The sequence below is a fragment of the Vibrio sp. NC2 genome, from assembly GCF_025195005.1.
GTDB lineage: Bacteria > Pseudomonadota > Gammaproteobacteria > Enterobacterales > Vibrionaceae > Vibrio > Vibrio splendidus.
Window position 1 is genome coordinate 1 of sequence record NZ_JANVFC010000005.1, and the last position, 26,296, is coordinate 26,296.

Here is a 26,296-nt window from a genome sequence, read left to right on the forward strand (position 1 = left end):
CCTGACTCCGATAGAATATCGAACTCAGGCCTTGAAAGCCGCTTAACAGAAATGTCCAACTTTACGGGGTCACTTCAATTTAACCCCAGCGGCTTCGTATTTTCTAGCATCTAGCATCTAGAGCATAGATTAGTTGTTGCTGTGTAGCTCACTGTTCAGTTCAACAGCAGACTTGTTCGCAAGACATTCAATTTGGCCAGTAATCGAGTTACGACGGAATAGAAGGTCAGAAACGCCAGCAAGGTCACGGGCTTTAATTATTTCTACTTCGTTGCCTTCTTTATCTAGCATGCGAACCTTAGTACCCGCAGTCACGTAAAGACCAGATTCAACCGTGCAACGGTCGCCCATTGGGAAGCCAAGACCCGCGTTTGCGCCTAGCAGGCAGTTTTCGCCGATAGAGATAACCATAGTACCGCCACCAGACAGAGTACCCATGATAGAAGCGCCGCCCCCGATGTCTGAACCGTTACCCACAACAACACCCGCAGAGATACGACCTTCAACCATGCTCACGCCAGTAGTACCCGCATTGAAGTTGATGAAACCTTCGTGCATTACCGTTGTGCCTTCGCCTACGTGTGCGCCAAGACGAACACGAGAAGTATCAGCAATACGAATACCTGTTGGTACTACGTAATCCACCATTTTAGGGAACTTGTCTACGCAATCTACAGACAGAGCGCGACCCGCAAGGCGAGCTTCGATTTGACGCTCTGGTAGCTCAGGAAGGTCGATTGGGCCTTCGTTTGTCCATGCGATGTTGTGCAGTAGACCGAAGATGCCGTCTAGTACCGTACCGTGTGGTTGTACTAGGCGGTTAGAGATAAGTTGTAGCTTTAGGAAGCCTTCAGCAACTGATGCTGGCTTCTCGTCAGTCGCAAGAACAACAAGAACAAGTGGTTGCTCAGATGCTGCTGCTTTTTCTGCGAAAGATGCGTTTGCTGCATCGTCGTTTGCTGCGAATGCTTTCGCTAGTTCTGCGCTTTGTGCAGCAGAGATTTCGATAGCTTGGTTGCCTTCAGCGTAACCTGACACTTCAGCTACAGCTGCTACAAGAGCGTCGCTTGGGTTTAGAAGTGGATTAGGGAAGAACGCTTCAATGATTTTATTGTCGCGGTTTTTGGTTGCCGTACCGAAGGCTAGTGAAAAGTAAGCCATGTTGAATCTCCATGTGTTGAGTCTTGATTTTGCTATTCCATAACAGCGACTCGAATAACAAGCGCTGCCGTTAGCAAAGTTAATTTAATTGCGTTCATCATAAAGAGAGCGCCCTCGTTATGAAAGGGCGTATCGGGATAAAGTCTGTAAAATGATATTGCTTGTCTTTTGAGAGATAGTTTTCATTATCCGGATATTATACCTCGCTCTTAAATATGGGCGTGCTTACTTAAGTAGTGCGGTGCCATTTCATTTCCACACCTGACAATTATCTTTAGCCCATCCTCTTGTTAGCAGTATCAATAGAGTGAGTCACACTTTCTTTATAAATTCATGTTTATTATCAGAATTGTTCGACTTCTGTTGATTAATCGCTTGTGCCTACAGTTAGGGTAAATACTCAATTTTCCAGACATGTAATTAAGAGAACGATCACTAAAACCCTGCAAGATGTCAGTATATTGCCTGCCATAACGACATTAAAACGATTAATAAAGGATCTTCTATGAATTTTACTAAGTCTTTACTGGTGCTCTCTATCGGCGTAGCGATGGTTGGTTGTGGCTCGGATAATGATGACATCACGGTGACATGTGACACTGCGGACTCTTGTACCAAGTTTACGGTTTTACATACTAACGATAACCATGGTCGCTTCTGGGAAAACAGTAAGGGTGAGTATGGAATGGCGGCTCGTAAAACGTTGATTGATAGTATTCGTGCGGAAGTGACTCAAAACGGTGGTGAGACGATCCTACTGTCCGGTGGTGACATTAATACTGGTGTTCCAGAGTCTGATATGCAGGATGCGGTACCAGATTTTGTTGGTATGAACCTTCTTGGTTACGATGCGATGGCATTAGGTAATCATGAGTTTGATAACAGCTTAGATGTGCTAGATATGCAGGCTGAATTAGCTGACTTCCCGATGCTAGCTGCGAATATTTATATTAAAGATGGAGACACAGTTACTGATGAACGCCTTTTCTCTCCATATAAAGTATTCACCATCAATGGCTTAAAAGTTGCTGTTATTGGCCTGACAACCAAGGATACGGCGAAATTAGTTAACCCTGACAATGTCGCGACGATTCACTTTGCCGACCCACAAGTCGAAATCAAAAAAGCCATAAAAGAGATCGAGGCCAATGAAACGGTTGACCTGATTTTTGCTACCACTCATATGGGGCATTACGCTAATGGTCAACACGGCAGCGAAGCGCCTGGTGATGTGCTACTAGCACGCTCTCTGGAAGAAGGTCAGCTAGATGCAATTATCGGCGGGCACTCTCAAAATCCGGTTTGTATGGAAGGCAACGAATATGCTGATTTCAACCCAGGAGATGATTGTAAGCCGGATCAACAAAATGGTACCTATATCATGCAAGCTCACGAGTGGGGCAAGTATGTCGGTAGAGCTGATTTTGAGTTTTATGACGGAAAGCTGCATTTAGCGAAGTACGACTTGATACCTGTGAACTTAAAAGAAAAAGATGAAAATGGTGATTACCAATTTATCCAATCTGAAATTGAACCTAATTCAACAGTAATTGCTACTCTTTCCGCCTATCAGCAACAAGGTCAAGAGTTGTTGGATGTGATCATATCGAAAACCGATGCGAAGCTTGAAGGTGACCGTGATGTTGTACGCGCAGAGCAAACCAACCTTGGTCATTTATTAGGTCACGCTTACCGTACTTACGATTTAGTGGACGCTGACTTCGGTGTGATGAATTCCGGTGGTGTTCGTGACTCAATTGCGGCAGGTGACATTGCTTATCGTGATGTACTTACAGTCCAACCTTTTGGCAATTTTGTAACCAAAGCAACCATGACGGGTGCGGAAGTAAAAGCGTATTTAGACGTTGTTGCGACTAAGACGGCAGGATCTGGCGCTTACGCACAATTGGATAATATTAGCTTAACTGTCGACTGTGATTTGAGTGATGTGACTATTCGAGACATCAATGGCAAAGGTTTTGATTTAGCAGATACTTACACGTTCTCCGTGATCAGTTTCAGTGCGGCTGGTGGTGATGACTACCCAGTGATTGATGTTGAATCGACGCAGTTAACGGATGCCTCCGTTCTTCGTGATTTCTTTGTTAAGAACCCGGATGTCACTGCTGCTAATTACGCTCCTGCTGCTGACAAGCTAATCTATAGGAGTAATGGAGTAGACGTGAAAGGCTGTCCAGCGAACTAATTTATAATCCGTAAACAAAAACGATAAAGAAAATAGCCAGCAAATCGCTGGCTATTTTTGTATCAGAACTTCGTCGTTCTGCTCTTAAATAAACAGAGCCTTGTAAGCCTGTTCTATCCCTTCAATCAGCATCTGCATACCGATGACGGCAAGTATCAAACCCATCATTCGGGTTATCACGTTCAATGCGCTTGGTCCGACAGCTTTAACGAAGCGTTCGCCGAACACAAACAATACGTAGGTTAGGGTGCAGAGGAGGCCAAATGCCACGATGGTAATGATGGTCTCGTAAATCCCCTCGGTACTGGCAAAGTTCATCGCAGTAGCAATGGTGCCCGGGCCAGCCAGTATTGGCATAGCTAAAGGTGATACGGCGATACTTAGAGCTGCGTCTCGCTGGGCATCTGAGTTTACTTTCTCTTTTGCTTTTGAGTGTGTTGAATCACCTTGCAGCATGTGAAAGCCAATCAAAAAGACCAGAATGCCGCCAGTGATGCGCAGTGCGTATAGCGTGATACCGAAGAGGTCAAAGATCAGTTTGCCAGAGATCGCAAAAGTACTGACGATGACGAAGGCAATGAGTACCGATCGGAATGCGATAGATTTAACCGTTTCCCTGTCATTGTCGCCGGTTAATCCAAGAAAGATTGGCGTATTAGCTATAGGGTTCATAATGGCAAAAAAGCCCATGAACACGGTAATGGTATGAATGATGAGCTCTTTCATATTATTCCTTTGAAAAGATGCAGTTAAATACGAATGGTTTGTGTATTTAATCTTAGATACAAATAATTATTAGAAATAGATAGTAGAGCAAGTGTGAATAAAAAACAGCCAGCATAAGGCTGGCTGTTTGGTTTTAGTGATAGGTGTAGAGTTTTGGTCGTCCGTTATTGCTTGATTCTCAATTAACGGAATCAAGCAATGGATAGATTGCGGCGCTCAATTTTGTCGTTATGCGTTCAAAGATTCGCTCACCGCCACAGCCAATGCAACCGTCGCACCGACCATTGGGTTGTTACCCATACCTATGAAGCCCATCATTGCCACGTGAGCAGGGACAGAAGAGCTACCTGCGAACTGAGCGTCAGCGTGCATTCTGCCCATGGTATCTGTCATGCCGTAAGACGCTGGGCCTGCTGCCACGTTATCTGGGTGCAATGTTCTACCTGTACCGCCGCCTGAAGCAACTGAGAAGTAAGGTAAACCTTGGCGAGTACGTTCTGCTTTGTAGATACCTGCAACAGGGTGTTGGAAGCGCGTTGGGTTAGTTGAGTTACCCGTAATACTTACATCCACTTCTTCTCTGTGCATAATCGCTACGCCTTCACGTACATCATCAGCGCCGTAACACAAGATCTCTCCGCGAGGGCCTTGTGAGAAGCGGCGACGTTCTGTTTCAACAAGTTCACCGGTTTGGTAATCGTATTGAGTGCGAACATAGGTAAAACCATTGATGCGAGAGATTAAGTAAGCCGCATCTTTACCTAGACCATTGAGTATTACCTTCAATGGGTTGTGACGTGATTTGTTGACGTTGAGTGCGATTTTAATCGCACCTTCTGCAGCAGCAAAAGATTCATGGCCCGCAAGGAAAGCAAAACAGTGGCTTTCTTCATTGAGAAGACGCGCAGCCAATGCGCCGTGGCCGATACCCACTTGGCGTTGCTCTGCAACACTGCCGGGTTTGGTGAATGCTTGAAGGCCTTCACCAATGATATTCGCAGCTTGTTCAGCGCTGGTGGCTTCGCGAAATATTGCTAGTGCTGAACCAAGGATATAAGCATCGGCAGCGCTTTCAAAAGCAATAGGTTGGGTATCCATCACTAACGCTTTTGGGTCGACATTGTGTGACAGACAGTATTGGTTCGCTTGCTCCAAAGAGTCGAAGTTCATTTCTGCCAATACGCGAGTTACTGATTCATTAAATTGAGTGTTCATCATATCTTTCCTCTAAATTGGCAAAAATTATTGTTGGCGTGGGTTAATGGTGGTTACAGCTTCATCGAAGCGACCGTAGGTTCCCACTGCAAGGTCTGCTGCTTCATTGGCTGACATACCTTGATTAATCGCCTTCATCATTTTGCCGAGGTTGAGATATTCGTAGCCAATCACTTCGCTATGGTCATCAAGTGCTAGCTTGGTCACGTAGCCCTCTGCAAGCTCTAGGTAACGAACGCCTTTCGCTGCGGTTGAGTAGCTAGTGCCTACTTGGCTGCGCTGTGTTTGACCTAAGTCTTCTAATGCAGCGCCAATTTCTAGACCGCCTTCAGAGAATGCGGATTGAGTTCGACCGTAAACAAATTGCAGAAAGATTTCGCGCATGGCTACGTTAATAGCGTCACACACCAAGTCAGTATTCAGAGCTTCAAGAATGGTTCTTCCTGTGAGAATTTCGGCTGCCATCGCGGCTGATTGAGTCATGCCTGAACAACCAATCGTTTCGATTAGTGCTTCTTCGATGATGCCGTTTTTTACGTTTAGCGTTAGTTTGGCAGCACCTTGTTGTGGTGCACAAGTGCCTACGCCATGGCTTAAGCCAGAAATAGCGATGACATCTTTTGGGCTAACCATAGCGCCTTCAACTGGAATTGGCGCTGAAGTGTGAAGATCACCCCTTTGAATAGGGCACATTGATTGAATTTCTGAAGAGTAGTGCATAATGTTTTCTCACTGTTAGAGCCAGTTAAGGCCTAGGGCGTTGAGAAAACAGGACGTGTTGGAAGAGGTGCGGCTAATTCACTACAGATCTTGAGTATCGGTAATCCAAAGGTGTAGTGGAGCTCGGTCTTGATAGACTAAGTCCATTTCAAAATGGAGGAATAGCGATACATCCAACAGTATTACCTGTTTTCGATTCTGTAGGAGTCATTAGCACTGTTCGAAAAGAACGGGCGGTTGAAGCAAAAGCTTAGGTGGAACCCCATCACCTGATGACTATAGATTAGATCTTTATCACACTTTTGTGCAAGCGAATGTTTAGAGCGTTTTCGACTATAAACAAGCTTCATTATATTTCAATAAGTATAAAAAAACGCCAATAACGGACTCTTATTAGAGGCATTATTGACGTTTTTTAGAAAGGTATCAGCTAGTTATGCTGCATCTTCTTCTGCGTCTTCAACAGCTTCAAGTTTCTTTTCTTTTTTCGGAGCTGGTTTGCGCTTAGCACCTAGTGCGTAAAGAACTTCTTCTTTATTCTTCGCTAGGTACATTGCAAGTTCTTCTTGCTTGCCTTCATCTTCAACTAAATCGCTTTTGCTTAACAGTTCAAAAAGCTCATCAGCCATATCCAGCATTTTGTCGTATGCGTCAGCTTCGGCTTTAGAGGTAAAAGTCATTTTCTCTTCTCCGTTGCGTTCGACCACGTACTTGACGATAACAGCCATGGTTAATCCTCTAAGTTTGATAAATTTTACTGGCTTTTTATACAGTTTCTGATGCGAAAAGTCCAGTTGATGACCTAACTATGCGGCCTCAATCTTGATGTGTAGCCCAGTCTTCACAATAACCCATGAAAGATTTCAGCAGCGGGCTTTGATATTTGTCTTTGTGCACCAGCATCCAGAATCGGCGTTTCATGTCGAGCGGGACATCGAGTGCTTTTACTCGGCCGGAATCAATCGCTCGTTGTGCGGCTAACCTTGATAAACAAGCGAGCCCAAGCCCTGCAGAAACCGAATTGATGATGGCCTCGGTGGTGTTGAGTTCAAAGGATTCATACCAATGCTCAATACGAGGTGCGACAGCACGCAGGAAAAACTCGCGAGTTCCTGAGCCTGACTCTCTCAATATCCAGTGGCTGCCTTCTAAATCTTGCAATGCAACTTTGTCTTGAGAAAGGAGAGGGTGTTGATTACTAACGATAATACACATTTCATCGCTACTGAACTGGCTAGAGATCAACTCCGGATGGAGTGTTTTTCCTTCAATTAACGCGATATCCAGTTCATAATCCACCAACTTTTGGCAGATCAGCGCACTGTTTGAAATGAACAAGCTCTGATCTTGATGCTGAGTTAGCTCGCGAAAGCCAGACAGAATAAACGGTGCGACCTGATTACCAATCGTGTCACTCGCGCCAACCTTTAAATTGCCACTTAATGGTTGGTCATCTCGGAACAAGACATCGATACCTGCGGCTCTGTGAAGAATCTCGTCAGCCAAAGGAAGTAGCTTTTGTCCTTCTTGATTGAGAATTAATCGGTTGTTGACCCGGTCAAATAGAGAGTGGCCCAATTGTTTCTCCATTTCGCCCAGCGCCATGCTGACAGCAGCCTTAGACAAAAACAGTGCTTCCGATGCGGCGGTAAGCGTCGAATGTTGGGTAATGGTGACAAACACTTTGAGTTGTTTGATTGAAATATTAGCCATCAGGTTCCTAGTTTTACGCTGCTGGTGGAAAGGTATCGTTCAGTATTAATGAACACTTGTTATATATAATTGGATATTGTTTAACGAAGCGCAAGCGTATTATGGCTTCAACAAGCTGATGAGTTCACAAGTTTAGTGAATTAAGTTTAAGAGAGGCTGACATGATTCAACGTATTAAATATAGATTAACAGGAGCTCCAACACCCATGGCAGGGTTAGCACTCGCAATTGCAAGCTTAGGCTGGTGTTGGGATGGTGTTTTAGTCGCACAAGGTACTTTACACACACCGGGTTTGGTGCAGTGGATCAGTGCTGGCATTGCGGCGGTATTACTTCTTGTTTTAGCTGTGAAATTTTTGATTCACGGCCACTTATTACGTGAAGACCTTGCTCACCCTGTTGTTGGTAGTGTTGTACCCACATTCGCGATGGGTTGTATGGTGGTGTCTGCTTCGTTGGCTCCAATCTCTCAATTCTTACAAGAAGCTGTGTGGCTCGCTTCGGTAGCGTTACATGTCGTGTTCTTGGTGAGCTTCTTATACCACAGAGCTAAAAACTTTGAGATTCACCACATGGTGCCAAGTTGGTTTGTGCCACCAACCGGTATTATCGTGGCAGACGTTTCTTTTTCAGGTAACCCAATCTTAGAGCCTGTTGCTCACGCGACTTTAGTCTTTGGTTTATTGGTTTATGCCGTAATGCTACCGCTCATGATCTACCGTTTGATCTTCTCTCATGAAGTGCCTGACGCAGCAAAACCAACCATTGCGATTATGGCGGCACCAGCAAGTCTATCTTTAGCTGGCTACCTAACGGTGACGGCAAATCCTTCGCCAGTGATCATTGGGTTACTCTTTGGCATTGCAGTATTGATGACGTTTATTATCTACATCGCGTTTTTCAAACTACTTCGTCTGCCTTTCAGCCCTGGCTATGCGGCGTTTACATTCCCAATCGTGATTGGTGCAACGGCGCTATTCAAATTGTCGGCTTGGATGCAAACTGTTGGTGTGGAAACTCACTATGTGGATCAAGTCTTCAACCTAGCGTATCTAGAATTGATTGTGGCAACGTTTGTGGTGGGTTATGTGGCGGTTCGTTATTACATGAATTACAAACCTCACCGTGTTCTAAGTGCGGTAGGCAGTAGATTGTAAGAAGCAATAGTTCAAAAGATAAACGGACCTTAAGTTTTCAGTATTTCATAAGCTTATATTCCTAATCCAAACACGGCACTTATGCTAATCTGGCTTTATATTGTGGCAAGATTAGCGTGAGTGCACTTTGTTTACTGTTTACCATTCCAATAAAGTTGATACTTTAAAAATCCTTCTCGTTCACTTAATCAAAAGTGATCCTTTAGCCAATCCTTTCGAAAAAGAGCAGATCTTGGTTCAGAGCCCAGGTATGTCTCAATGGCTTAAGATGGAACTCGCCAAAGAGTTTGGCGTAGCAGCAAATATCGATTTCCCACTTCCAGCAACGTTCATTTGGGATATGTTTACCCAAGTGCTTCCTGATGTACCTAAACGCAGTGCTTTTAACAAGGAAGCGATGACATGGAAGCTGATGAGTTTGCTACCCGCTAAGCTTGACCACCCTGATTTTTTACCTCTACAACGCTACCTTGAAAACGACGAAGATGATTCGAAGTTGTATCAATTGGCAGAAAAAATTGCCGATATCTTCGATGGTTACTTGGTGTATCGACCTGAATGGATGGCGATGTGGGAAGCGGGAGAGCCCGTTGCAGAACTTATCGATGATGAGGGACAACAAGAGCACCCTTGGCAACCGATTTTGTGGCAAGCACTCTATGAGCAAACTCTGTCTCAAGGCCAATCTAAATATCACCGTGGCAACTTGTATCACGACTTCATTGAAGCGCTAGCCAAGCAACAAGGTCAACTGCAACATCTGCCTAAACGCTTATTTGTGTTTGGTATTTCTTCGTTGCCTCCTCGCTACATGGATGCATTGAAAGCGCTTGGCGAACAGATTGATGTGCACTTAATGTTTACCAATCCTTGCCAACATTACTGGGGCGATATTCGCGATCGTAAATACTTGGCAAGAGTTGAAGCCCAGCGTCGTAAGCAGTTTGCGTTGGTTGATGGTTTACCTCAACTAGAAGGCGAAGTATCACCACTGAAAGATGGCATTGAAGCAAACGTTGAAGACGAACTACACACCAGCCAAGCTGTCGGTAATAGTTTGCTGGCGTCTATGGGTAAATTAGGCAGAGATAACCTGTTCTTGTTATCTCAATCTGATAGTGAAGAGCACGAGTTTTTCATTGATGTTGAGAGAGACAGCCTACTTCATCAGCTGCAAGCCGATATTCTCCAGCTAGAAGAGCATCAAGACGACCACATATTAGATTCCAGCAACCATAAACAGGTGGTTGAGCTTGGCGATCGCTCTCTGACCGTACATGCGTGTCACAGCCCAATGCGTGAGGTTGAAGTCCTTCATGATCAGCTGTTGGCGATGTTTGATGCCGACCCGACCCTGAAACCACGTGATATCATCGTGATGGTGTCTGACATTAATGCTTATAGCCCAGCGATTCAGGCGGTATTCGGTAATGCTCCAGGTGAGCGTTATATCCCTTACTCGATCTCTGACAGAACCGCAGACCAAGAAAGCCCAATATTGACTGCCTTCATGCAGCTGGTCGCGCTACCGAATACGCGTTGTTTAGCGTCTGAGTTACTAGAGCTATTAGAAATTCCTGCAATGATGGCGCGCTTTGGTATTGATGAGTTTCAATTCGAGCAAGCCAAGCAATGGGTTGAAGAAGCGGGAATTCGTTGGGGTGTTGACGCTTCAACGGCGACAGAATTTGACCTACCTGCAACCGAGCAAAATACCTGGCTATTTGGTATCCAGCGTATGTTGTTGGGCTATGCGATGTCGGACTCTGCGGGCTTGTTTGAAACTGAACACTCTCCGATTGCCGCTTATAACGAAGTTCAGGGTATTAACGCCGAACTTGCGGGTAAGTTAGCGCACTTTATTGACCGTATCGCTCATTACCGCCAACGACTAACTGAAACCCAATCAATCGATATGTGGCGTGAAACCTTGCTGCAAATGATTGATGATTTCTTTGCGGTTGAGCTGGAAGGTGAGGTGGTGCTTAAGTCGATTCGTGATGCACTTTCTCAATTAAATGAACAGCTTGATGACGCCTTGTATGAGCAAGAGTTGTCGCCAAGCATTATCTACCAGTACCTCAATAATAAGTTATCTGGTGCGCGTATTAGTCAGCGTTTCTTAGCGGGCCAAGTTAACTTTTGTACCCTGATGCCGATGCGTTCTATTCCGTTCAAAACCGTCTGTTTGTTAGGCATGAATGATGGTGTTTACCCTCGCTCAATGCCGCCAGAAGGTTTTGACTTGATGAACGGACGCACACGACCTGGCGATCGTTCTCGTCGTGATGATGACCGTTACCTATTCTTGGAGGCAATGCTGTCAGCACAAGAGTGTTTGTACATCAGCTATGTCGGCCGCTCGATTCAAGATAATACCGAGCGAGTGCCATCGGTGCTCGTTTCAGAGTTGATAGAATACTGCCAACAGAACTACTGTTTAAGCGAAGACCAAGCGCTACCAAGCGATGATTCTGGGGTCAACCTGACTCAAGCGATCAGCTTTGAACACACCATGACACCGTTCAGCCCTGCTGCGTTTACTCAAGGTGACGCAAGCCATGTATTGAGCTACGCCAAAGAGTGGCTACCTGCGGCAAATCGTTCTGGCGAACGCAGTGGTGAATTCAATCGTGCATTGGATGATTATTTGCTGGGTGCGACGTACCCGTTAGAACTCGACTTGGTTGAGTTACAGCGTTTTTGGCGTTTGCCAGTGCAGTACTTCTTTAATCGCCGCCTAAAAGTGGTATTTGAGCCACCACTTCCTGTGATGGAAGACGATGAGCCATTTGTACTTAATGGTTTAGAGAGTTTCCAACTTAAGGATGCTTTGCTGCAAGTGCTGCTAGACCACCCTGAAGGTGCAGACGAAGCGGTTCGATTGTTTGTCTCTGAGCAAAAAGCACAGGGCCGATTACCGGTCGGCGCTTTCGGGGATATCGAATTTGAAACCAACCGTGTTCAAGCGGAAGACTTAGCCAAAGAGATTCGATTTGTGAGTGGTTCGCCGCAGCAAGATCTCGAAGTGAATATCGAGTTTGACGTGTTAGGCGAAGGTAAACCTGTTCGCTTGATGGGTTGGTTAACTCAAAACTATCAATCAGGTCTAGTGCGTTTCCGAAGCGGCAAAATACGCTCTCAAGATTACTTGGCAGCGTGGATTGATCATCTATCCTGCGCTGTTATGGGGCACGGAAAAACGACCCATATTATTGGCTATGACAGAAAAGAGGGCGTGGTTCACCAAACGCTACAGCCTATCGGCGATGCACAGCAAGCGAAGAGTATATTAGCTGAGTTAGTGCGACTGTTTTACCAAGGCATGACAGCGCCATTGCCTTATTTTCCGAAAACCGCATTGGCTGGCGTTGAGGCTGGCTTTAGCCGTGGTAAGTGGGTCGATGACGAAGAAAAGTCACTCAAGAAAATGGCCGATACCTTTAATGACAGCTTCGCCTTCACGGGCGAGGGTAGAGATACTTACATCTCTCGAATCTGGCCTAAGTGGGGTGATGAATTGGCTACTGAGTCACGGATGTATTCAACGCTTGTGCTGCAGTCGGCAAGGTTGGCTGCTGCCGATCTGGAAGATCAGGAGTAATTGGTTGTGATCGACAAGATCGATAACGAGTGTGCTGAATTAATGAAAAACGAAAGAGAGTTGCTGGTCAGCATTTGGGATGCTTGCTTTCAAGGTGAAGAGAAGCAAGGTACAGGAAATAAAGTGGCCGCCAGTAAATCATTATTAGTGTAGGGCGTTCGCTGTACGGCCACAGGTCAGAGGGACCATTATTCTGTGGTTCAAAGTAACGCCGTAAAGTACAAAACTCATAGGCGCTCCTGAACTCGTGGGCGCATAGTAGCGAGGCGATCTGAATTGATCCGTGAGAGAGATCGCACTAACTATTAACAAATATGCGTAGGACGTAAATTGAATGACGTTTTCCACGCTAGGTCACATTTATAGCAATAGTCACATTTTTAACAGACTCATCTATCAAAAGGCAGTAAGGCATGACGACCACAAGCAGTGTTCAGGTAATCGCTCCAAAAACACTCGATACCATGACGTTTCCACTTCATGGCGCGCGTTTAATTGAAGCATCGGCGGGTACAGGTAAGACATTTACTATTGCTGGCTTGTACTTGCGCTTACTGCTGGGGCACGGTACAGCTGCGCCACAAGGCGATCTGACGGAAGCCACACGACACCATGAGCCACTAACCGTAGACCAAATTCTGGTGGTGACCTTTACTGAAGCGGCTACGGCTGAGCTGCGAGATCGTATCCGTGCTCGTATTCATGATGCACGTATTGCGTTTGCTCGCGGGCAAAGTGACGACCCAGTGATTGCGCCTTTGTTACAAGCCATCGATGATCATGCTGGCGCGGCTAAAACTCTGCTTAATGCTGAAAGACAAATGGATGAGGCTGCGGTATACACCATTCACGGCTTCTGTCAGCGTATGTTGACTCAAAATGCCTTCGAGTCTGGCAGCCGCTTTGATAATGAATTTGTGACCGATGAAAGTCACCTAAAAGCGCAAGTGGTTGCTGACTACTGGCGTAAACAGTTCTACCCGCTGCCAATTCAATTAGCAGGTGAGGTTCGTAATATCTGGGGTTCTCCCGCTTCTCTATTGGCTGACGTCAATCGTTACCTGACAGGATCTCCTCTGAAGCTAACCGTGGAAGCAATGTCGGGTGACTTGCAAACTCTACACGACCAAAACCTAGATAAAGTTAAGCAACTTAAGGTGTTGTGGTGCGAATCCGAAGCGGACTTTTTGGCTTTGATTTCAGGTTCAGATGTGAACAAGCGTAGCTACACCAAGAAGTCTTTGCCGACTTGGTTAGAAGCCGTCACAGCATGGGCGCAGAGCGACACTCATGATTACCAGTTTCCAGACAAGTTAGAGAAGTTCTCACAAGCCACGTTAATTGAAAAAACACCAAAAGGTACTGCCCCTCAACACGCGGTGTTTGAGGCTATTGAGAATTTCTTAAACTCTCCTGCAGATCTAAAAGCTCCATTGCTGGCGCATGCGATTACTCATTGTCGAACCATGTTAGCTAAGGCTAAACAGCAGAAGCAGTGGTTATCGTTTGATGATTTGCTGACCCAGTTATCCGCGTCCATTGATGTGGATGAGCAATCACTGCTGGTGGAGAGAATCCGCACCTTATACCCAGTGGCGATGATTGATGAATTCCAAGATACCGATCCGCTGCAATACAGTATTTTTAGCCGAATCTATCTCGATAATCCGCAGTGTGGCTTGTTTATGATCGGTGACCCGAAGCAGGCTATCTATGGTTTCCGCGGTGCAGATATCTTTACCTATATCAAGGCGAGAAACCAAGTTAGTGCTCACTACACGCTAGGGACTAACTGGCGTTCAAGCGCCGACATGGTCAGTGCGGTAAACCAAGTATTTATGAATTCGGATAGCCCGTTTATCTACGATCAAGACATTCCATTCTTACCTGTTGCTGCTAGCCCATCGGCTGATAAACGCCAATGGGTGATGAACGGAGAAACCCAGCATGCACTGACCTTTTGGCTACAAGAAGCGGAAGATAAGCCATTGCCGAAAGGCGAATATCACAAAGCCATGGCCGAGGCGACGGCGAGTCAAATTCAAACCATTCTGACCGCTTCTCAAAACGAGCAAGCTTATTTTGATAACGGTAAAAAACAACATGCTGTGAATGCAGGTGATATTGCTGTCTTGGTTCGAACCGGTAGTGAAGGTCGCCTTATCAAGAACGCATTGTCGGAACAAGGCATTGCGAGCGTGTATTTGTCTAACCGAGATAGCGTGTTCACCAGCTTGGTCGCACAAGATATTCAACGTTTGTTGCAGGCGGTGCTGACACCTGAAAATGACCGTGCGTTGCGTGCGAGTTTGGCGTCGGAATTGTTTGCTCTGGATGCCGCATCATTGGATGAACTCAACAACGATGAAGTGGTGTGGGAAAACGTCGTTAACGAATTTCGAGAATACCGTAAGTTGTGGCTTCAGCGCGGCGTGTTGCCAATGCTTCGCAGCGTGATCAGTAAAAGGCATCTCGCGGAACGCTTACTGGAAGAAGAAAATGGTGAGCGCTCACTCACTGATTTGATGCACATTGGCGAATTGCTACAACAAGCAAGGCAGGAACTCGACAGTGACTATGGCTTACTGCGGTGGTTGGCAGAAGCGATATCCGATGCACAAAATGGTTTAGGGGGCAGTGACGACGACATTCAACGCCTTGAATCAGAGAGAAACTTGGTTCAAATCGTTACCATTCATAAGTCGAAAGGTTTGGAATATGACTTAGTATTCCTGCCGTTTGTCGCAAGTTACCGAGAAGCGAGCGAAGGCAAGTTCTACGATCATGATTCCGATACCACAGTACTGGACATTACTGGTAGCGACAGTGCCTTAGCACAAGCCGACAAAGAGCGACTGGCGGAAGACCTACGTTTGATTTACGTGGCGCTGACTCGTGCTGTTTATGGATGTTTCATTGGTATGGCACCGCTGCGTAAAGGGCGTTCAACCAAAGAACCAACTGGCGTTCACTTGAGTGCTATGGGCTACTTGATTCAAAACGGACAAGAGCAAGGCATCGCCGAGTTACATCAAGCTCTGTCAGCAATTGAGGGTAAGAATCCAAGCGTGCTGCTGTCTGAAACACCAACCGCTCACGAGCAAGTTTTTGTACAAGCAGAACAAGTGAGTGACGACTTACAGGCCAGTGAACTCAAGGCTTCAATTGACCGAGCTTGGCGTATCACCAGTTACTCAGGACTAGTCAAACAGGGCAGCCACGGAGCAAGCCATGATGCGTCCATTGAGGTGTCTGGCTTTGATATTGATTCGGCGGATGAACAAGACGAGTCTGAGTTGATAGAACCTGAACGTTCTATATTCACTTTCCCTCGAGGCGCTCGTCCGGGCACCTTCTTACATACCTTGTTTGAGGATGTTGAATTTACCGAGCCAGCAACCAGCGAGCATAACACGCAAGTAATCACTCACTTATTAGAGTCAGAGCAATACGAACTAGAGTGGTTACCTGTGCTTCAACTACTGGTCGATACCGTTCTTAATACAGCATTGGACGGTAAAAACTTAAAGCTAAGCGAGAAAGATTCGACGCAACGTTTAGTTGAGATGGAGTTCTTATTGCCGATCGAAGTGTTGGCTGCATCTGAGCTCAATCAAACCATTCAGTATCATGATCCCTTGTCGGCAAAAGCGGGTGACCTAGGTTTTCAAACTGTACAAGGCATGCTGAAAGGCTTTATCGATTTGGTGTTTGAGCATCAAGGTAAATACTATGTACTCGACTGGAAATCGAACCATCTAGGTGATGACGTTGCCGTCTACCATGGTGAAGCATTGAAATCGGCGATGGCCGACCACCGCTACGATCTGCAATATCAAATCTATGCGTTGGCATTGCATCGCTTCTTACGCAGCCGCGTTGCGGATTACAGTTATGAACAACATTTCGGTGGCGTTTATTACTTGTTTTTAAGAGGAATGGACGGCCAATCTCAACAAGGTATTTTCTCGGCGAAACCTACATTGGCTTTGCTCGATGAAATGGATCAATTGATTGACGGTAAAGTGATAGACAGACGTTCAGCACAATTGAATGATAATGAAACTGGACAGATGGGGCTTTTATAATGACAACGACGACCACTAATACCAGCATAGAAACAGCGAACTCTGTAAAGCCAGTTTCACTTATCCCTGAGCAGCTCATGGATGTACTCAAGTTCCTTGCGGATAAGGGCTCAATTCGTCAATTGGATTATCAGTTTGCCCGTTTTATTGCGCAGCAAGCGACGAGTCATTCTCAAGAGATCGGCTTTCTTGCTGGCGTTGTAAGCCATGAATTAGGCAAGGGGCACATTTGTACTCAGCTTATACAACTGCATACGGCAGCCCCTGAACTAACGGCAGAACTTGCTCAGTTACTTGGTTTGTATGGTGAGACGGCACTGCAACTGAACCAAAAATTGCTAGGTATTGATTGGGCTACTGTTCTGCAATCATCTAACTTAGTGGGTATGACCAATGATTGTGTTAAGCCGTTAATGTTCGATGGGCAACGTGTCTACTTACAGCGTTACTGGAACTATGAGGTTGTGTTGGCTGAGACCTTAAACCGTTTAATTAAGCCTGTAGAGTTCAACACTGAGCAGAAAAAAGCGCTAACCGAAACGTTGAATCAGTTATTCGCACGCAGTTACCATTTTCTGTTTAATGCCTTAGCCAAGGCTGAAGCAAACCAACAAACGTCTCAGGTATTACGCCAACAACTGGTGTGTGACCATCTAGATATTGTGAATGAGCAGGTTCTAGATTGGGGCGCGATAGACCAAGCGATTGTTCAAGCCAAGCAAGTGACAGATTTAGATGCGCTGGATAGCCTCGTGCCGTTATCTGTCTGTTTGAACTGGCAAAAGGTCGCGGCAGCGGTAGCGTTGAGTCGTCGTTTTGCGGTGATTTCTGGTGGGCCGGGTACCGGTAAAACGACCACAGTAACCAAATTACTGTCGGCGATGGTCGAGCAATCGCTCAGCCAAGGCAAAACACCGACGATCAAGCTAGTGGCACCGACAGGTAAAGCAGCGGCGCGTTTAACCGAGTCGATTGGCAAAGCGATTGAACAGCTGCCATTAGCGCCTGAAGTAAAAGCCAACATACCGACTGAATCCAGTACTTTACATAGGTTACTCGGCGCGATTCCTAACCGTGCTGAGTTTAGACATAACCGACGCAATCCACTCCACCTTGATATCTTGGTCGTGGATGAAGCTTCTATGGTTGATCTGTCGATGATGTATAAGCTGGTGGATGCACTTCCTGAGCACGCAAGGCTCATCTTATTGGGTGATAAAGACCAACTCGCTTCAGTAGAGGCAGGTGCTGTGCTCGGTGATATCTGTTCATTCAACTCTGCAGGGTACAGCACAGCGCAAGGCAATTTGATTGCAGAGATGACAGGTTTTGATGCGATAGCTAAACCAAGGCAAGACAAAGCTGGATCGGTGAATCCGCCTGCGATTGCTGATAGCTTGTGTATGCTGCAGAAGAGTTACCGTTTTGATGCGCGTTCCGGTATCGGCCAACTGGCAAAAGCGATCAATAACGGCTCTGCTAATCAGGTTGATCAAGTGTTTGCGAAAGGGTTTTCGGATATCGAAAATCATCCCCTGTCGAGTGACAGCTATAACTTGATGCTGCGAACTTTGGTTAATGAGTATGGTGCGTATCTCAACAGAATGAATGTGCCGTTGGAAGAGCTAGAGACCCAAGAAGCACGCGCAAAATCAGTGCTCGACCTGTTTAGTCAATGTCGACTATTGTGTTCTATTCGTGAAGGGGATTTTGGTGTTAAAGGCCTCAACCACAGAATCGAAAGGGCGCTTGCCGCAAGACGCTTGGTGAATCCGCACAACGATGAATTGTGGTATCACGGGCGACCAGTCATGGTGACGCGTAATGATCATGGTTTAGGTTTGTACAATGGTGATATTGGTATCTGTATGCTCGAAGCCGATTCAACGACTTTAGAGTCAAATAGTGCGAATTCCACACCTAGACTGAAGGTGTATTTTGAGTTGCCAGATGGCAGCGTGAAAGCCGTACTACCAAGCCGAGTACCCGATCATGAGACCGCTTATGCGATGACGATACACAAATCTCAAGGCAGTGAGTTTGATCTGACCTTAATGATCTTGCCGCCTGATTTCAGCCCTATTTTAACGCGGGAGCTTATCTATACCGGTATTACACGTGCGAAGAAACGACTGATGATGTTCAGCGATACCAACGTGTTGAAGCGTGGGATTAAGGTGAAAACAGAGCGAGTGAGTGGTTTAGGTAGTCGCTTAACGAATTAGTCTTTAATGGCCGCTAGAAAAGGGCTTGAACTTAGAACTAGATAAACACAAAGCAACCATCCCTGGTTGCTTTGAACGTTATTAAGACTCTTTGCTTAAAAACGCTCGAGTAAACGATATATGGTTTATCTTGTACTTTGCTTGGCAATTCAAAATAAACTCTTTTAGATTCTCGCTAACAGGGAACACGCAGTGTACGTCTAGCCCTTCTAAGAATTGGTTATCAGCCATATCCCAAAAACTTTGCAGCGAGTTACAAACAATGGTTCTCATATCAATGTTGCTCTTTTTGCTGTTTATATTAACGAGCAGAGCTAATAGTTAGCGTGCTGACCGTCAACGGGTATAGCAATCCGTGCAGTGACCATCTCAATGAGTTCGATAGGACTATCGAGATGGCAATTCCAATAAAAACATTTGTTAATATTATAAAGCGCCTAAATTCTATACAATTATTCGTGTGAGTGAAAGTGCATATTTGATAAATCTCATATAGTAAACGATTACATTTGCAATTATTTTCCCATTAAATTGAGATTCCGCTCCAAAACTTTATTTATACGTTTAGCGCTAAGATTTTTGAGTTTCTCTGATAGTTGTATAGCCCTTGTTTTTCCATCGGTAACTCGTCCACGCCTATCTCGTAAAACCCCTGCTCACGGAACCAGTGAAGGCTGTGCGTAGTAAGGACAAAGATCTGGTCGATATCACGAGATTTTGATTGGTGGCGCATGTAATCCAGCAGTAACTGGCCACGGTTTCCATCGCGATAGTCTGGGTGGATAGCAACACAGGCCATCTCTGCCATGTGGTCTTCTGGATACGCGTATAGCGCAGCGCAACCAATAATTAGGCCGTCTTTTTCGATAATGGTAAAGCGATAGATCTCTTGCTCTAACTGCTCTCTTGAACGGCGAACTAAGATGCCTTGTTCTTCCAGTGGACGAATGAGGTCAAAGATGCCACCGATATCATCAATCTGAGCTTGTCTTACTTGCTCGGCACTTGCCATGACCACTTGGGTACCAATACCATCAAAAGAGAATAGCTCTTGAATTAATGCGCCATCCACTTTGTAGCTGATTAGATGACAACGAGGCACTCCAGCACGACAAGCAGAGATAGCCCCTTTTAAGAAGCGTAACGTACCAGTGCTCATATCTTCTTTAGGGTTCTGAGATTCCGTTAAGCGTTCTAGAATTTGCTTGGCGTCTTTAGGGAAGAGTTCGGCGAGTACATTACCGTTTTGATCCGTTACCCCTTGCTCAGAGCAAAAACCAATCAGCTTGTCGGCCTTTAAACGAATAGCAACTTGGGTTGCGACCTCTTCAGAAAGCAGGTTAAAGCTTTCGCCAGTCACGGAGCTAGCAATAGGCCCTAGAAGGACGATGGAACCTTGGTCAAGTGTGCGATTAATCCCTTCGATGTCTATTCGACGAATACGCCCGCTGTGGCAATAATCCGTACCATCATCGACACCTAGCGGCTGAGCGGTAATGAAGTTACCACTCATCACATTGAGTTGAGTGCCTGCCATAGGGGTGTTGTTTAGGCTCATTGAAAGTCGAGCTGTGATAGCCAGTTGTAGTTGACCAGCAGCCTGCATCGCGACACCTAAAGAATATTCGTCAGTAACTCTAATATTCTTATGGTAAGGCGTGTGGCAATCTTGCCTTGCTAATAGTTGGTTGATCTGTGGTCTTGCTCCGTGAACGAGAACAATCTTTACCCCAAGGCTGTGGAGTAAGGCTATATCGCTAATTATGTTGCCAAAGTTTCTATCGGCAACGGCTTCGCCACCAAGCATAATAACCATGGTTTTGCCACGGTGAGCGTTCACGTAAGGGGTTGATTGTCTGAAACCTTTTACTAGCGCTGTACTTCTTAATTTCACAGAACAAGTCCATTTGGTGTTTATTTATTCGCTAATTTAGCATTTAAATTCAAATATAAACAACACCTTTTTTGGAATAAAGCGCAAACTATTCTCATCTAGGGTTCATTATATAAACTGTCTCAGTGTAGAATGCATATAGCATCTTTATGAGTCGTAACCGAATGCAACAAGCTCCAGCAACAAAGAACAAAATCGATGAGATTACCCAAGGCCTCTACAGTGAAGTTGAGCAACGCAATCAATCTAAGTTGAAGCGTAAGATTATTGAACGCTGTTTAATGGTTTTAGCTTTGGTGGGATCGTTTGCTGTGGTTTCCTTGTTCGGTGATGTGCTTTCCCGAGTACAAGATGCGGCAACGCCCGACAATCTGATATACGGTACGTGGGTAGAGCAGGACGTTGCACATTATGCGACAGACGAATTTCGACTAAACGCTAATGGCGTGTCAGTGCGAGGGTCTGTTGTTTCGACGAGTTTTGACTTTGATGGTAACTACTTCGAATATAAAGCGGGTGATAAAACCTATCGCTTCCGCATGACCAATTCTGACAACACAGAAATGGTGCTCGATTCTGATAATCACTACAATCCCGTCTTCCGCCTTAAAGGCCATATCGAGAACTCAGTCCGATAGGTTATCTTATTGTAAACTCTTACAATCTACGATTGTGTTATCTGACTGTTTTTGTCATCCTCGATGCATAGAATTTTTAGGATGACTCTTGTGATTAAAAAATGGCTTCCCCTTGTCGCTGCCTCTTTCTTATTTGGCTGTGCTCAACCGACTGATCTTGCTCAACAACACCTTGATGACGAATTTTCCCGCACCTTAAATAAGGTCGATCAGGTTGAATCCAATAAACCAAGAGACTACACCGCATTTGCAGAGCAAGCTGAAATGGTGGTTTCTAAATCCCCTTCGATGGCTAAAATCTATGAGCCGCTTTATCAGCAACTCAATGAGTGGGCGATGCAAAGTGGAGATCCAAGCGAGCTCGCTAACTTTGGCGTTCAAACTGCTCAATTGGGTGGTGGTGATAAGCAAGGCAACGTTTTGTTCACGGGGTACTTTTCTCCCGTAATGGAGCTACGCCACGAAGCGAGTGAAGAATACCGTTTCCCAGTTTACGGGCTTCCTGAGTGCGATAAAGAGTGTCCAACCCGCGAAGAGATCTACAACGGTGCATTAGAAGGCCAGGGCCTTGAGTTAGGTTACTCGGCGAACCGCATCGATCCCTTTATGATGGAAGTGCAGGGCAGTGGATTCGTGCATTTCGGTGATGACGATACGTTGCAGTATTTCGCTTACGCGGGTAAGAACAATAAAGCTTACGTGAGCATTGGCCGTGTTTTGATCGAGCGAGGCTTAGTTCCACGCGAAAAAATGTCACTGAAAGCAATCAAAGAGTGGGTATTGGCAAACGATCCTGAAGTAGTCAAAGAGCTGCTTGAGCAAAACCCATCATTCGTTTTCTTTAGTGCTAAAGATGATTTGTCAGTAATGGGTAGCGCCGGGATTCCTTTATTACCTATGGCGGCAGTCGCGGGTGATCGCTCTATATTGCCTATGGGGACGCCAATTCTGGCTGAGGTTCCATTACTGAATGCCGATGGTACTTGGAGCGGTGCGCACCAACTCAGGCTGTTACTGGTTTTGGATACCGGTGGCGCAGTTAAGCAGAACCATTTAGATCTCTACCACGGTATGGGGCCAAGAGCGGGAACGGAAGCGGGTCATTACAAGCATTTTGGTCGTGTATGGAAGCTTGGCTTAGATGGCAGTGCCACCGAAGCGCCTTGGGCTTTGCCTCCTGAAAAGGTCGAGTAAACAACAATAAAATAGGGCATTGAAAGCGAATCGCTAATCCCCTAGACTTTTAATTCAAGAGTGCGTATAAAACGCACTCTTTTCTTTTTCTCAGAAATAAATTGGCGGCAACAATGCGTGAATTGACCACTCCAGCTTCAGAAAACTATGACCAACGATTTGGTGGCACCCGTCGCTTATATGGCAATAGTGAAGTCGACATACTTAGAGCAGCACACGTGTGTGTGATCGGTATTGGTGGTGTAGGTTCATGGGCTGTTGAAGCGCTTGCTCGTACCGGTTTAGGTGAGCTGACTTTGATCGATATGGATGATGTGTGTGTGACTAACATCAACCGTCAAATCCACGCAATGTCGGGTACCGTCGGTAAGAGCAAAATCGAAGTGATGGCAGAACGCGTCAAACTGATTAACCCTGAGTGTAAAGTGAACCTGATTGACGACTTTATTGGTCCTGATAATCAGGCTGAATACCTATCGAAAGAGTTCGACTTTGTGTTAGATGCGATTGATAGTATGAAAGCTAAGGCTTCACTGTTGGCATATTGTCGTAGTAACAAAATTAAGGTGATCACCACCGGTGGCGCGGGTGGGCAAGTCGACCCGACTCAAATCAAAGTGGCCGATCTGACTAAGACGATTCAAGATCCGCTAGCGAAGAAGCTAAAAGATACCCTTCGTCGTCATCATAATTTCCCTATGAACCCTGCGCGTAAGTTTGGTATCGATTGTGTGTTCTCGACTGAGCAACTGAAATACCCTCAAGCCGACGGCAGTGTATGTGCTGCGAAAGCAACAGCGGAAGGTCCAAAACGCATGGACTGTGCGACGGGTTTTGGCGCTGCGACAGTGGTCACCGCGACTTTTGGTTTTGTGGCTGTTTCACGTATTGTTGAAAAGCTGATTCAAAAGCACTCTAAGTAGTTCTCTATTATTTGCTTGAGAACACTAAACCATTGTTACCTTTACATTTAGTCATAATCTATTGGATATTAAAATGATGTCATTCCCAAGCTCTCCATTCGGCACTGAAATTACCAGTGATGATATTGTCGCGAAGATGCTGACATTCAGCGGCTGGGAAGATCGTTATCGTCAAGTGATTCAATGGGGTAAGAAATTACCTAGCATGCCTGATGAGCTGAAGAGTGAGCAGGTTGTAGTTTCTGGTTGTGAAAGCCAAGTCTGGCTAGTTTCTCAGAACATCGACGGTGTTTGGTATTTTTGTGCTGATTCTGATGCTCGTATCGTGCGCGGTCTGATTGCATTAGTGATGGCTGCGTATGATGGAAAAACATCAGAGCAGGTTCAAGCGTTCGATATTGATGGTTACTTTGAACAAATCGGTTTAATTACCCACCTTAGCCCATCTCGCGGAAACGGATTAAAAGCGATTGTTGCTCAAATCCAAGAGTTAAGTGCTTAATATCACTCAGATACACAGAAACAAAAAGGGTTGACGCTAAACGCCAACCCTAAATAATTTGCTACTCGCCATTCCCTAAAGCATATCAACGGCTTTTTCTATCGCAGCTATAAGCTTATCAACATCATTCATGTTGTTGTAAATACCAAATGAAATTCGAACCGTTCCTTTCACATTAAGTGCATCCATTAATGGGTGAGCACAATGATGCCCGGCACGTACCGCGATCCCTTGCTGATCCAACAGTGTCGCAATGTCTTGATGGTGAACACCATCCATCACAAAAGTAATCACGCTTGCGTTGGGCTGATACCCCAAAACCTGTATATCATCCAGTTTACTGAGTGCACGGTAGGTCTCGTGCTGTAGCTGGTGGATATGATTTTCGACATCTTGCTGTGCAAAACCACTCAACCATTCTATCGCGGTGCTTAATGCAATCGCGCCGGCCACATTTGGCGTACCCGCTTCAAACTTCCCAGGCAGCTGTGAAAAAGTAGTGCCAGAAAAAGAGACGCGCTCAACCATTTTTCCACCACCGTGCCAAGGTGGCATCGCTTCAAGCAATTCAAGTTTGCCGTAAAGCACACCAATACCGGCAGGGGCATAGAGCTTGTGCCCTGAGAATACGTAGAAATCCGCACCTAAAGCAGCAACATCAACTGGCTCATGAACGATGCCTTGTGCGCCATCGACCACAACAATCGCATTCATCTTGTGTGCTTTTTCTATGACAGCTTCAATTGGCTGACGAGAACCCGTCACGTTGGTTATCTGAGCCAATGCAACAATCTTGGTTCGTACATTTAAAAGCGTATCAAACGCGACTAGGTCAAATTCGCAATCCGATGTCATCGGTACTTTAACGACTTTAGCCCCGGTTTGTTCTGCCACAATTTGCCAAGGCACAATGTTGGCGTGATGCTCCATTTCGCTAACCAAGATCTCATCGCCAGGCTGAAGGGTACTTCTTGCGTAGGTTTGAGCGATCAGGTTAAGTGCTTCGGTGGCACCGCGAGTCCAAATGATCTCTTTTGAAGATCTTGCACCAATAAACTGAGCGACCTTATCTCTTGCCGCTTCAAACTGACTGGTCGCGTTCGCTGTTAAGCTATGACTACCACGGTGAACATTGGCATTTTGTTTGGAGTAATATTGGCTAATGGCATCAATAACCACCTGAGGTTTTTGTGTCGTTGCCGCGCTGTCTAAATAAATCAACGGCTGTTGATTGATGGTTTGTGATAGCGCAGGAAACTGCTCTCGGATGTGATTGATATCAAGCATCTATTCTTACCTAAAATCTTGGATATTGGAGCTAGCGTAATGCTTAGCGGTATTGTTATTTTATCGCGACTTGTTAACCGTTGCTGACTAATCTTGATGATTCCAGCGATTTTCTTGCCCTTTGACCTGAGCGAACAGTCTTTGGTTAACGGGAACGTCTATCTGATACTTGAGTGCAGTCTTAATAAGGTAGCCGTTAATGAAGTCGATCTCTGTCTTACGTTGGTAAAACATATCTTGCTTCATGGATGAATTGTTCTGCGCCGTGGCTTGGATTACCTGTTTGACGCTTGCTTCTAATTCATCGAATGAACAAACGATCCCTTCGGCTTGCATAACCTGCGTGAGCTCTTTAACGATAGAACTCAAAATATCCTCAAACCTTTTATCTGCAAGCTCGCCATTCTTGATCTGTTTAAGGCCCGTGAGTGGGTTGATCGCACAATTGATGGCGAGCTTAGTCCAAAGTGCGGTTTCTATTTGTGGGTTCCAACGCACAGCAGGGAGAGCATCATCTAAGACATCAACTAAAAACGTACACTGTTGGCCAGTTTGGTTGAAAGCACCCAATTGAGTTTGGCCCAATCCAGTATGAGATACATTATTACGGTCTGGTTTGAATGCAGCTTGAGTAGTCGTCGCCAATATTATGGGGTAAGCATCAATTTGAGTGGCTATCTCATCAACCGCGCCCATTCCGTTATGCATGAACATAAGAATGGTGTTGGGATCGAGATGTTGAAGTAACGGAGTCGTGGCTTCTGCTACTTGCCAAGCTTTGACCGTGAAAATAACCAAGTCACTCGCTGATAGCTTTTCGATATTGTTGTTACTGAAGGAAAGGGAAGCTTGTCCATCAAGTGATAAGTCAATTGAGTTATCAGTGGAACGACTCCACAAAGACACATTATGACCAGCTTGAAGTAGTTTTATTGCCCATAAAGAGCCGATGGCCCCTGGCCCAACAATAGTGATGTTCACAGCAATACCGAGATAAGAAAGTGATGCTGCAAGGATAGCGAGGCATTAAATGAAAGCAATAA

At 45.6% G+C, this 26,296-nt stretch carries 20 protein-coding genes and 1 riboswitch; of the genes, 10 read left to right on the forward strand and 10 right to left on the reverse strand.

Going from position 1 to position 26,296, the window contains the following annotated elements; genetic code table 11:
• Positions 1–129: 129 nt before the first annotated feature.
• Positions 130–1,161 (reverse strand): 2,3,4,5-tetrahydropyridine-2,6-dicarboxylate N-succinyltransferase, encoded by a 1,032-nt coding sequence (gene dapD, locus NX845_RS08945; protein WP_108091795.1) that lies wholly within the window; start codon positions 1,159–1,161, stop codon positions 130–132.
• 505 nt (positions 1,162–1,666) lie between these two features.
• On the opposite strand from dapD, the gene ushA reads away from it, so the two are divergent.
• Positions 1,667–3,367 carry a bifunctional UDP-sugar hydrolase/5'-nucleotidase UshA gene (ushA, locus tag NX845_RS08950; protein WP_260256767.1) on the forward strand — a complete coding sequence of 567 codons (1,701 nt, stop codon included), beginning with the start codon at positions 1,667–1,669 and terminating at the stop codon, positions 3,365–3,367.
• Positions 3,368–3,451: 84 nt separating this feature from the next.
• On the opposite strand, the gene NX845_RS08955 is transcribed toward ushA, so the two are convergent.
• From NX845_RS08955 to NX845_RS08975, 5 genes are all read right to left on the reverse strand, one after another.
• Positions 3,452–4,093: a MarC family protein gene (locus NX845_RS08955; RefSeq protein ID WP_017079911.1), complete on the reverse strand. Its 642-nt coding sequence runs from the start codon at positions 4,091–4,093 to the stop codon at positions 3,452–3,454.
• Between the two features lie 228 nt (positions 4,094–4,321).
• Entirely contained in the window at positions 4,322–5,311 is a 990-nt protein-coding gene (locus NX845_RS08960) for a GGGtGRT protein (RefSeq protein WP_102491985.1), read from the reverse strand.
• Between the two features lie 24 nt (positions 5,312–5,335).
• Positions 5,336–6,028: an iron-sulfur cluster assembly scaffold protein gene (locus NX845_RS08965; protein WP_102491984.1), complete on the reverse strand. Its 693-nt coding sequence runs from the start codon at positions 6,026–6,028 to the stop codon at positions 5,336–5,338.
• Positions 6,029–6,222: 194 nt separating this feature from the next.
• Positions 6,223–6,307, reverse strand: a riboswitch (Fluoride riboswitch).
• 155 nt (positions 6,308–6,462) lie between these two features.
• Positions 6,463–6,756, reverse strand: a complete 294-nt coding sequence (locus NX845_RS08970; protein ID WP_004735185.1) for a YebG family protein — start codon at positions 6,754–6,756, stop codon at positions 6,463–6,465.
• 88 nt (positions 6,757–6,844) lie between these two features.
• A complete protein-coding gene (locus NX845_RS08975) occupies positions 6,845–7,741 on the reverse strand; it encodes a LysR family transcriptional regulator (RefSeq protein ID WP_017110226.1) in 897 nt (298 codons plus the stop codon).
• 161 nt (positions 7,742–7,902) lie between these two features.
• Here NX845_RS08975 and NX845_RS08980 point away from each other — a divergent pair, with 161 nt between their 5' ends.
• The 5 genes from NX845_RS08980 (at position 7,903) to recD (ending at position 18,815) form a co-directional block, all read left to right on the forward strand.
• Positions 7,903–8,898 carry a TDT family transporter gene (locus NX845_RS08980; protein WP_260256768.1) on the forward strand — a complete coding sequence of 332 codons (996 nt, stop codon included), beginning with the start codon at positions 7,903–7,905 and terminating at the stop codon, positions 8,896–8,898.
• 127 nt (positions 8,899–9,025) lie between these two features.
• Positions 9,026–12,502 carry an exodeoxyribonuclease V subunit gamma gene (gene recC, locus NX845_RS08985; RefSeq protein ID WP_260256769.1) on the forward strand — a complete coding sequence of 1,159 codons (3,477 nt, stop codon included), beginning with the start codon at positions 9,026–9,028 and terminating at the stop codon, positions 12,500–12,502.
• 6 nt (positions 12,503–12,508) lie between these two features.
• Positions 12,509–12,655: a hypothetical protein gene (locus tag NX845_RS08990; RefSeq protein WP_175400154.1), complete on the forward strand. Its 147-nt coding sequence runs from the start codon at positions 12,509–12,511 to the stop codon at positions 12,653–12,655.
• 260 nt (positions 12,656–12,915) lie between these two features.
• Positions 12,916–16,590 (forward strand): exodeoxyribonuclease V subunit beta, encoded by a 3,675-nt coding sequence (gene recB, locus NX845_RS08995; protein ID WP_065682555.1) that lies wholly within the window; start codon positions 12,916–12,918, stop codon positions 16,588–16,590.
• Positions 16,590–18,815, forward strand: coding sequence for an exodeoxyribonuclease V subunit alpha (gene recD / locus NX845_RS09000; protein ID WP_065682556.1), 2,226 nt, complete (start codon positions 16,590–16,592; stop codon positions 18,813–18,815). The genes recB and recD overlap by 1 nt, the downstream gene beginning before the upstream one ends.
• 81 nt (positions 18,816–18,896) lie before the next feature.
• Here the strand turns inward: recD and NX845_RS09005 are convergent, their stop codons facing one another.
• A complete protein-coding gene (locus NX845_RS09005; protein WP_004735192.1) occupies positions 18,897–19,088 on the reverse strand; it encodes a hypothetical protein in 192 nt (63 codons plus the stop codon).
• A 283-nt stretch (positions 19,089–19,371) separates the two neighbouring features.
• Positions 19,372–20,709, reverse strand: coding sequence for an amino-acid N-acetyltransferase (gene argA / locus NX845_RS09010; RefSeq protein WP_065682557.1), 1,338 nt, complete (start codon positions 20,707–20,709; stop codon positions 19,372–19,374).
• A 164-nt stretch (positions 20,710–20,873) separates the two neighbouring features.
• On the opposite strand from argA, the gene NX845_RS09015 reads away from it, so the two are divergent.
• The 4 genes from NX845_RS09015 (at position 20,874) to csdE (ending at position 23,966) form a co-directional block, all read left to right on the forward strand.
• Positions 20,874–21,347, forward strand: coding sequence for a DUF2850 domain-containing protein (locus NX845_RS09015; RefSeq protein WP_004735194.1), 474 nt, complete (start codon positions 20,874–20,876; stop codon positions 21,345–21,347).
• A gap of 81 nt (positions 21,348–21,428) precedes the next feature.
• The gene (gene mltA, locus NX845_RS09020) at positions 21,429–22,541 is read left to right on the forward strand and encodes a murein transglycosylase A (RefSeq protein ID WP_065682558.1); all 1,113 of its coding nucleotides are present in this window, start codon (positions 21,429–21,431) and stop codon (positions 22,539–22,541) included.
• 113 nt (positions 22,542–22,654) lie between these two features.
• Positions 22,655–23,464 (forward strand): tRNA cyclic N6-threonylcarbamoyladenosine(37) synthase TcdA, encoded by an 810-nt coding sequence (gene tcdA, locus NX845_RS09025; protein ID WP_004735196.1) that lies wholly within the window; start codon positions 22,655–22,657, stop codon positions 23,462–23,464.
• Between the two features lie 73 nt (positions 23,465–23,537).
• On the forward strand, positions 23,538–23,966 hold the full coding sequence (csdE, locus tag NX845_RS09030; RefSeq protein ID WP_065682559.1) for a cysteine desulfurase sulfur acceptor subunit CsdE: 429 nt from the start codon (positions 23,538–23,540) through the stop codon (positions 23,964–23,966).
• Between the two features lie 75 nt (positions 23,967–24,041).
• Here the strand turns inward: csdE and csdA are convergent, their stop codons facing one another.
• Both csdA and panE read right to left on the reverse strand, forming a co-directional pair.
• Positions 24,042–25,253, reverse strand: coding sequence for a cysteine desulfurase CsdA (gene csdA, locus NX845_RS09035; RefSeq protein WP_065682560.1), 1,212 nt, complete (start codon positions 25,251–25,253; stop codon positions 24,042–24,044).
• 87 nt (positions 25,254–25,340) lie between these two features.
• A complete protein-coding gene (gene panE / locus NX845_RS09040) occupies positions 25,341–26,234 on the reverse strand; it encodes a 2-dehydropantoate 2-reductase (RefSeq protein ID WP_065682561.1) in 894 nt (297 codons plus the stop codon).
• Positions 26,235–26,296: the final 62 nt, after the last annotated feature.

Excerpts from the sequence above, each read along its gene's own strand:
- tcdA (WP_004735196.1), top strand. The coding sequence starts at position 22,655 with ATGCGTGAATTGACCACTCCAGCTTCAGAAAACTATGACCAACGATTT.
- NX845_RS08980 (WP_260256768.1), top strand. The coding sequence starts at position 7,903 with ATGATTCAACGTATTAAATATAGATTAACAGGAGCTCCAACACCCATG.
- NX845_RS09015 (WP_004735194.1), top strand. The coding sequence starts at position 20,874 with ATGCAACAAGCTCCAGCAACAAAGAACAAAATCGATGAGATTACCCAA.
- NX845_RS08955 (WP_017079911.1), bottom strand. The coding sequence starts at position 4,093 with ATGAAAGAGCTCATCATTCATACCATTACCGTGTTCATGGGCTTTTTT.
- NX845_RS08975 (WP_017110226.1), bottom strand. The coding sequence starts at position 7,741 with ATGGCTAATATTTCAATCAAACAACTCAAAGTGTTTGTCACCATTACC.
- dapD (WP_108091795.1), bottom strand. The coding sequence starts at position 1,161 with ATGGCTTACTTTTCACTAGCCTTCGGTACGGCAACCAAAAACCGCGAC.
- recB (WP_065682555.1), top strand. The coding sequence starts at position 12,916 with ATGACGACCACAAGCAGTGTTCAGGTAATCGCTCCAAAAACACTCGAT.
- NX845_RS08970 (WP_004735185.1), bottom strand. The coding sequence starts at position 6,756 with ATGGCTGTTATCGTCAAGTACGTGGTCGAACGCAACGGAGAAGAGAAA.
- NX845_RS08965 (WP_102491984.1), bottom strand. The coding sequence starts at position 6,028 with ATGCACTACTCTTCAGAAATTCAATCAATGTGCCCTATTCAAAGGGGT.
- recD (WP_065682556.1), top strand. The coding sequence starts at position 16,590 with ATGACAACGACGACCACTAATACCAGCATAGAAACAGCGAACTCTGTA.
- mltA (WP_065682558.1), top strand. The coding sequence starts at position 21,429 with ATGACTCTTGTGATTAAAAAATGGCTTCCCCTTGTCGCTGCCTCTTTC.
- csdA (WP_065682560.1), bottom strand. The coding sequence starts at position 25,253 with ATGCTTGATATCAATCACATCCGAGAGCAGTTTCCTGCGCTATCACAA.
- NX845_RS09005 (WP_004735192.1), bottom strand. The coding sequence starts at position 19,088 with ATGAGAACCATTGTTTGTAACTCGCTGCAAAGTTTTTGGGATATGGCT.
- NX845_RS08960 (WP_102491985.1), bottom strand. The coding sequence starts at position 5,311 with ATGATGAACACTCAATTTAATGAATCAGTAACTCGCGTATTGGCAGAA.
- csdE (WP_065682559.1), top strand. The coding sequence starts at position 23,538 with ATGATGTCATTCCCAAGCTCTCCATTCGGCACTGAAATTACCAGTGAT.
- ushA (WP_260256767.1), top strand. The coding sequence starts at position 1,667 with ATGAATTTTACTAAGTCTTTACTGGTGCTCTCTATCGGCGTAGCGATG.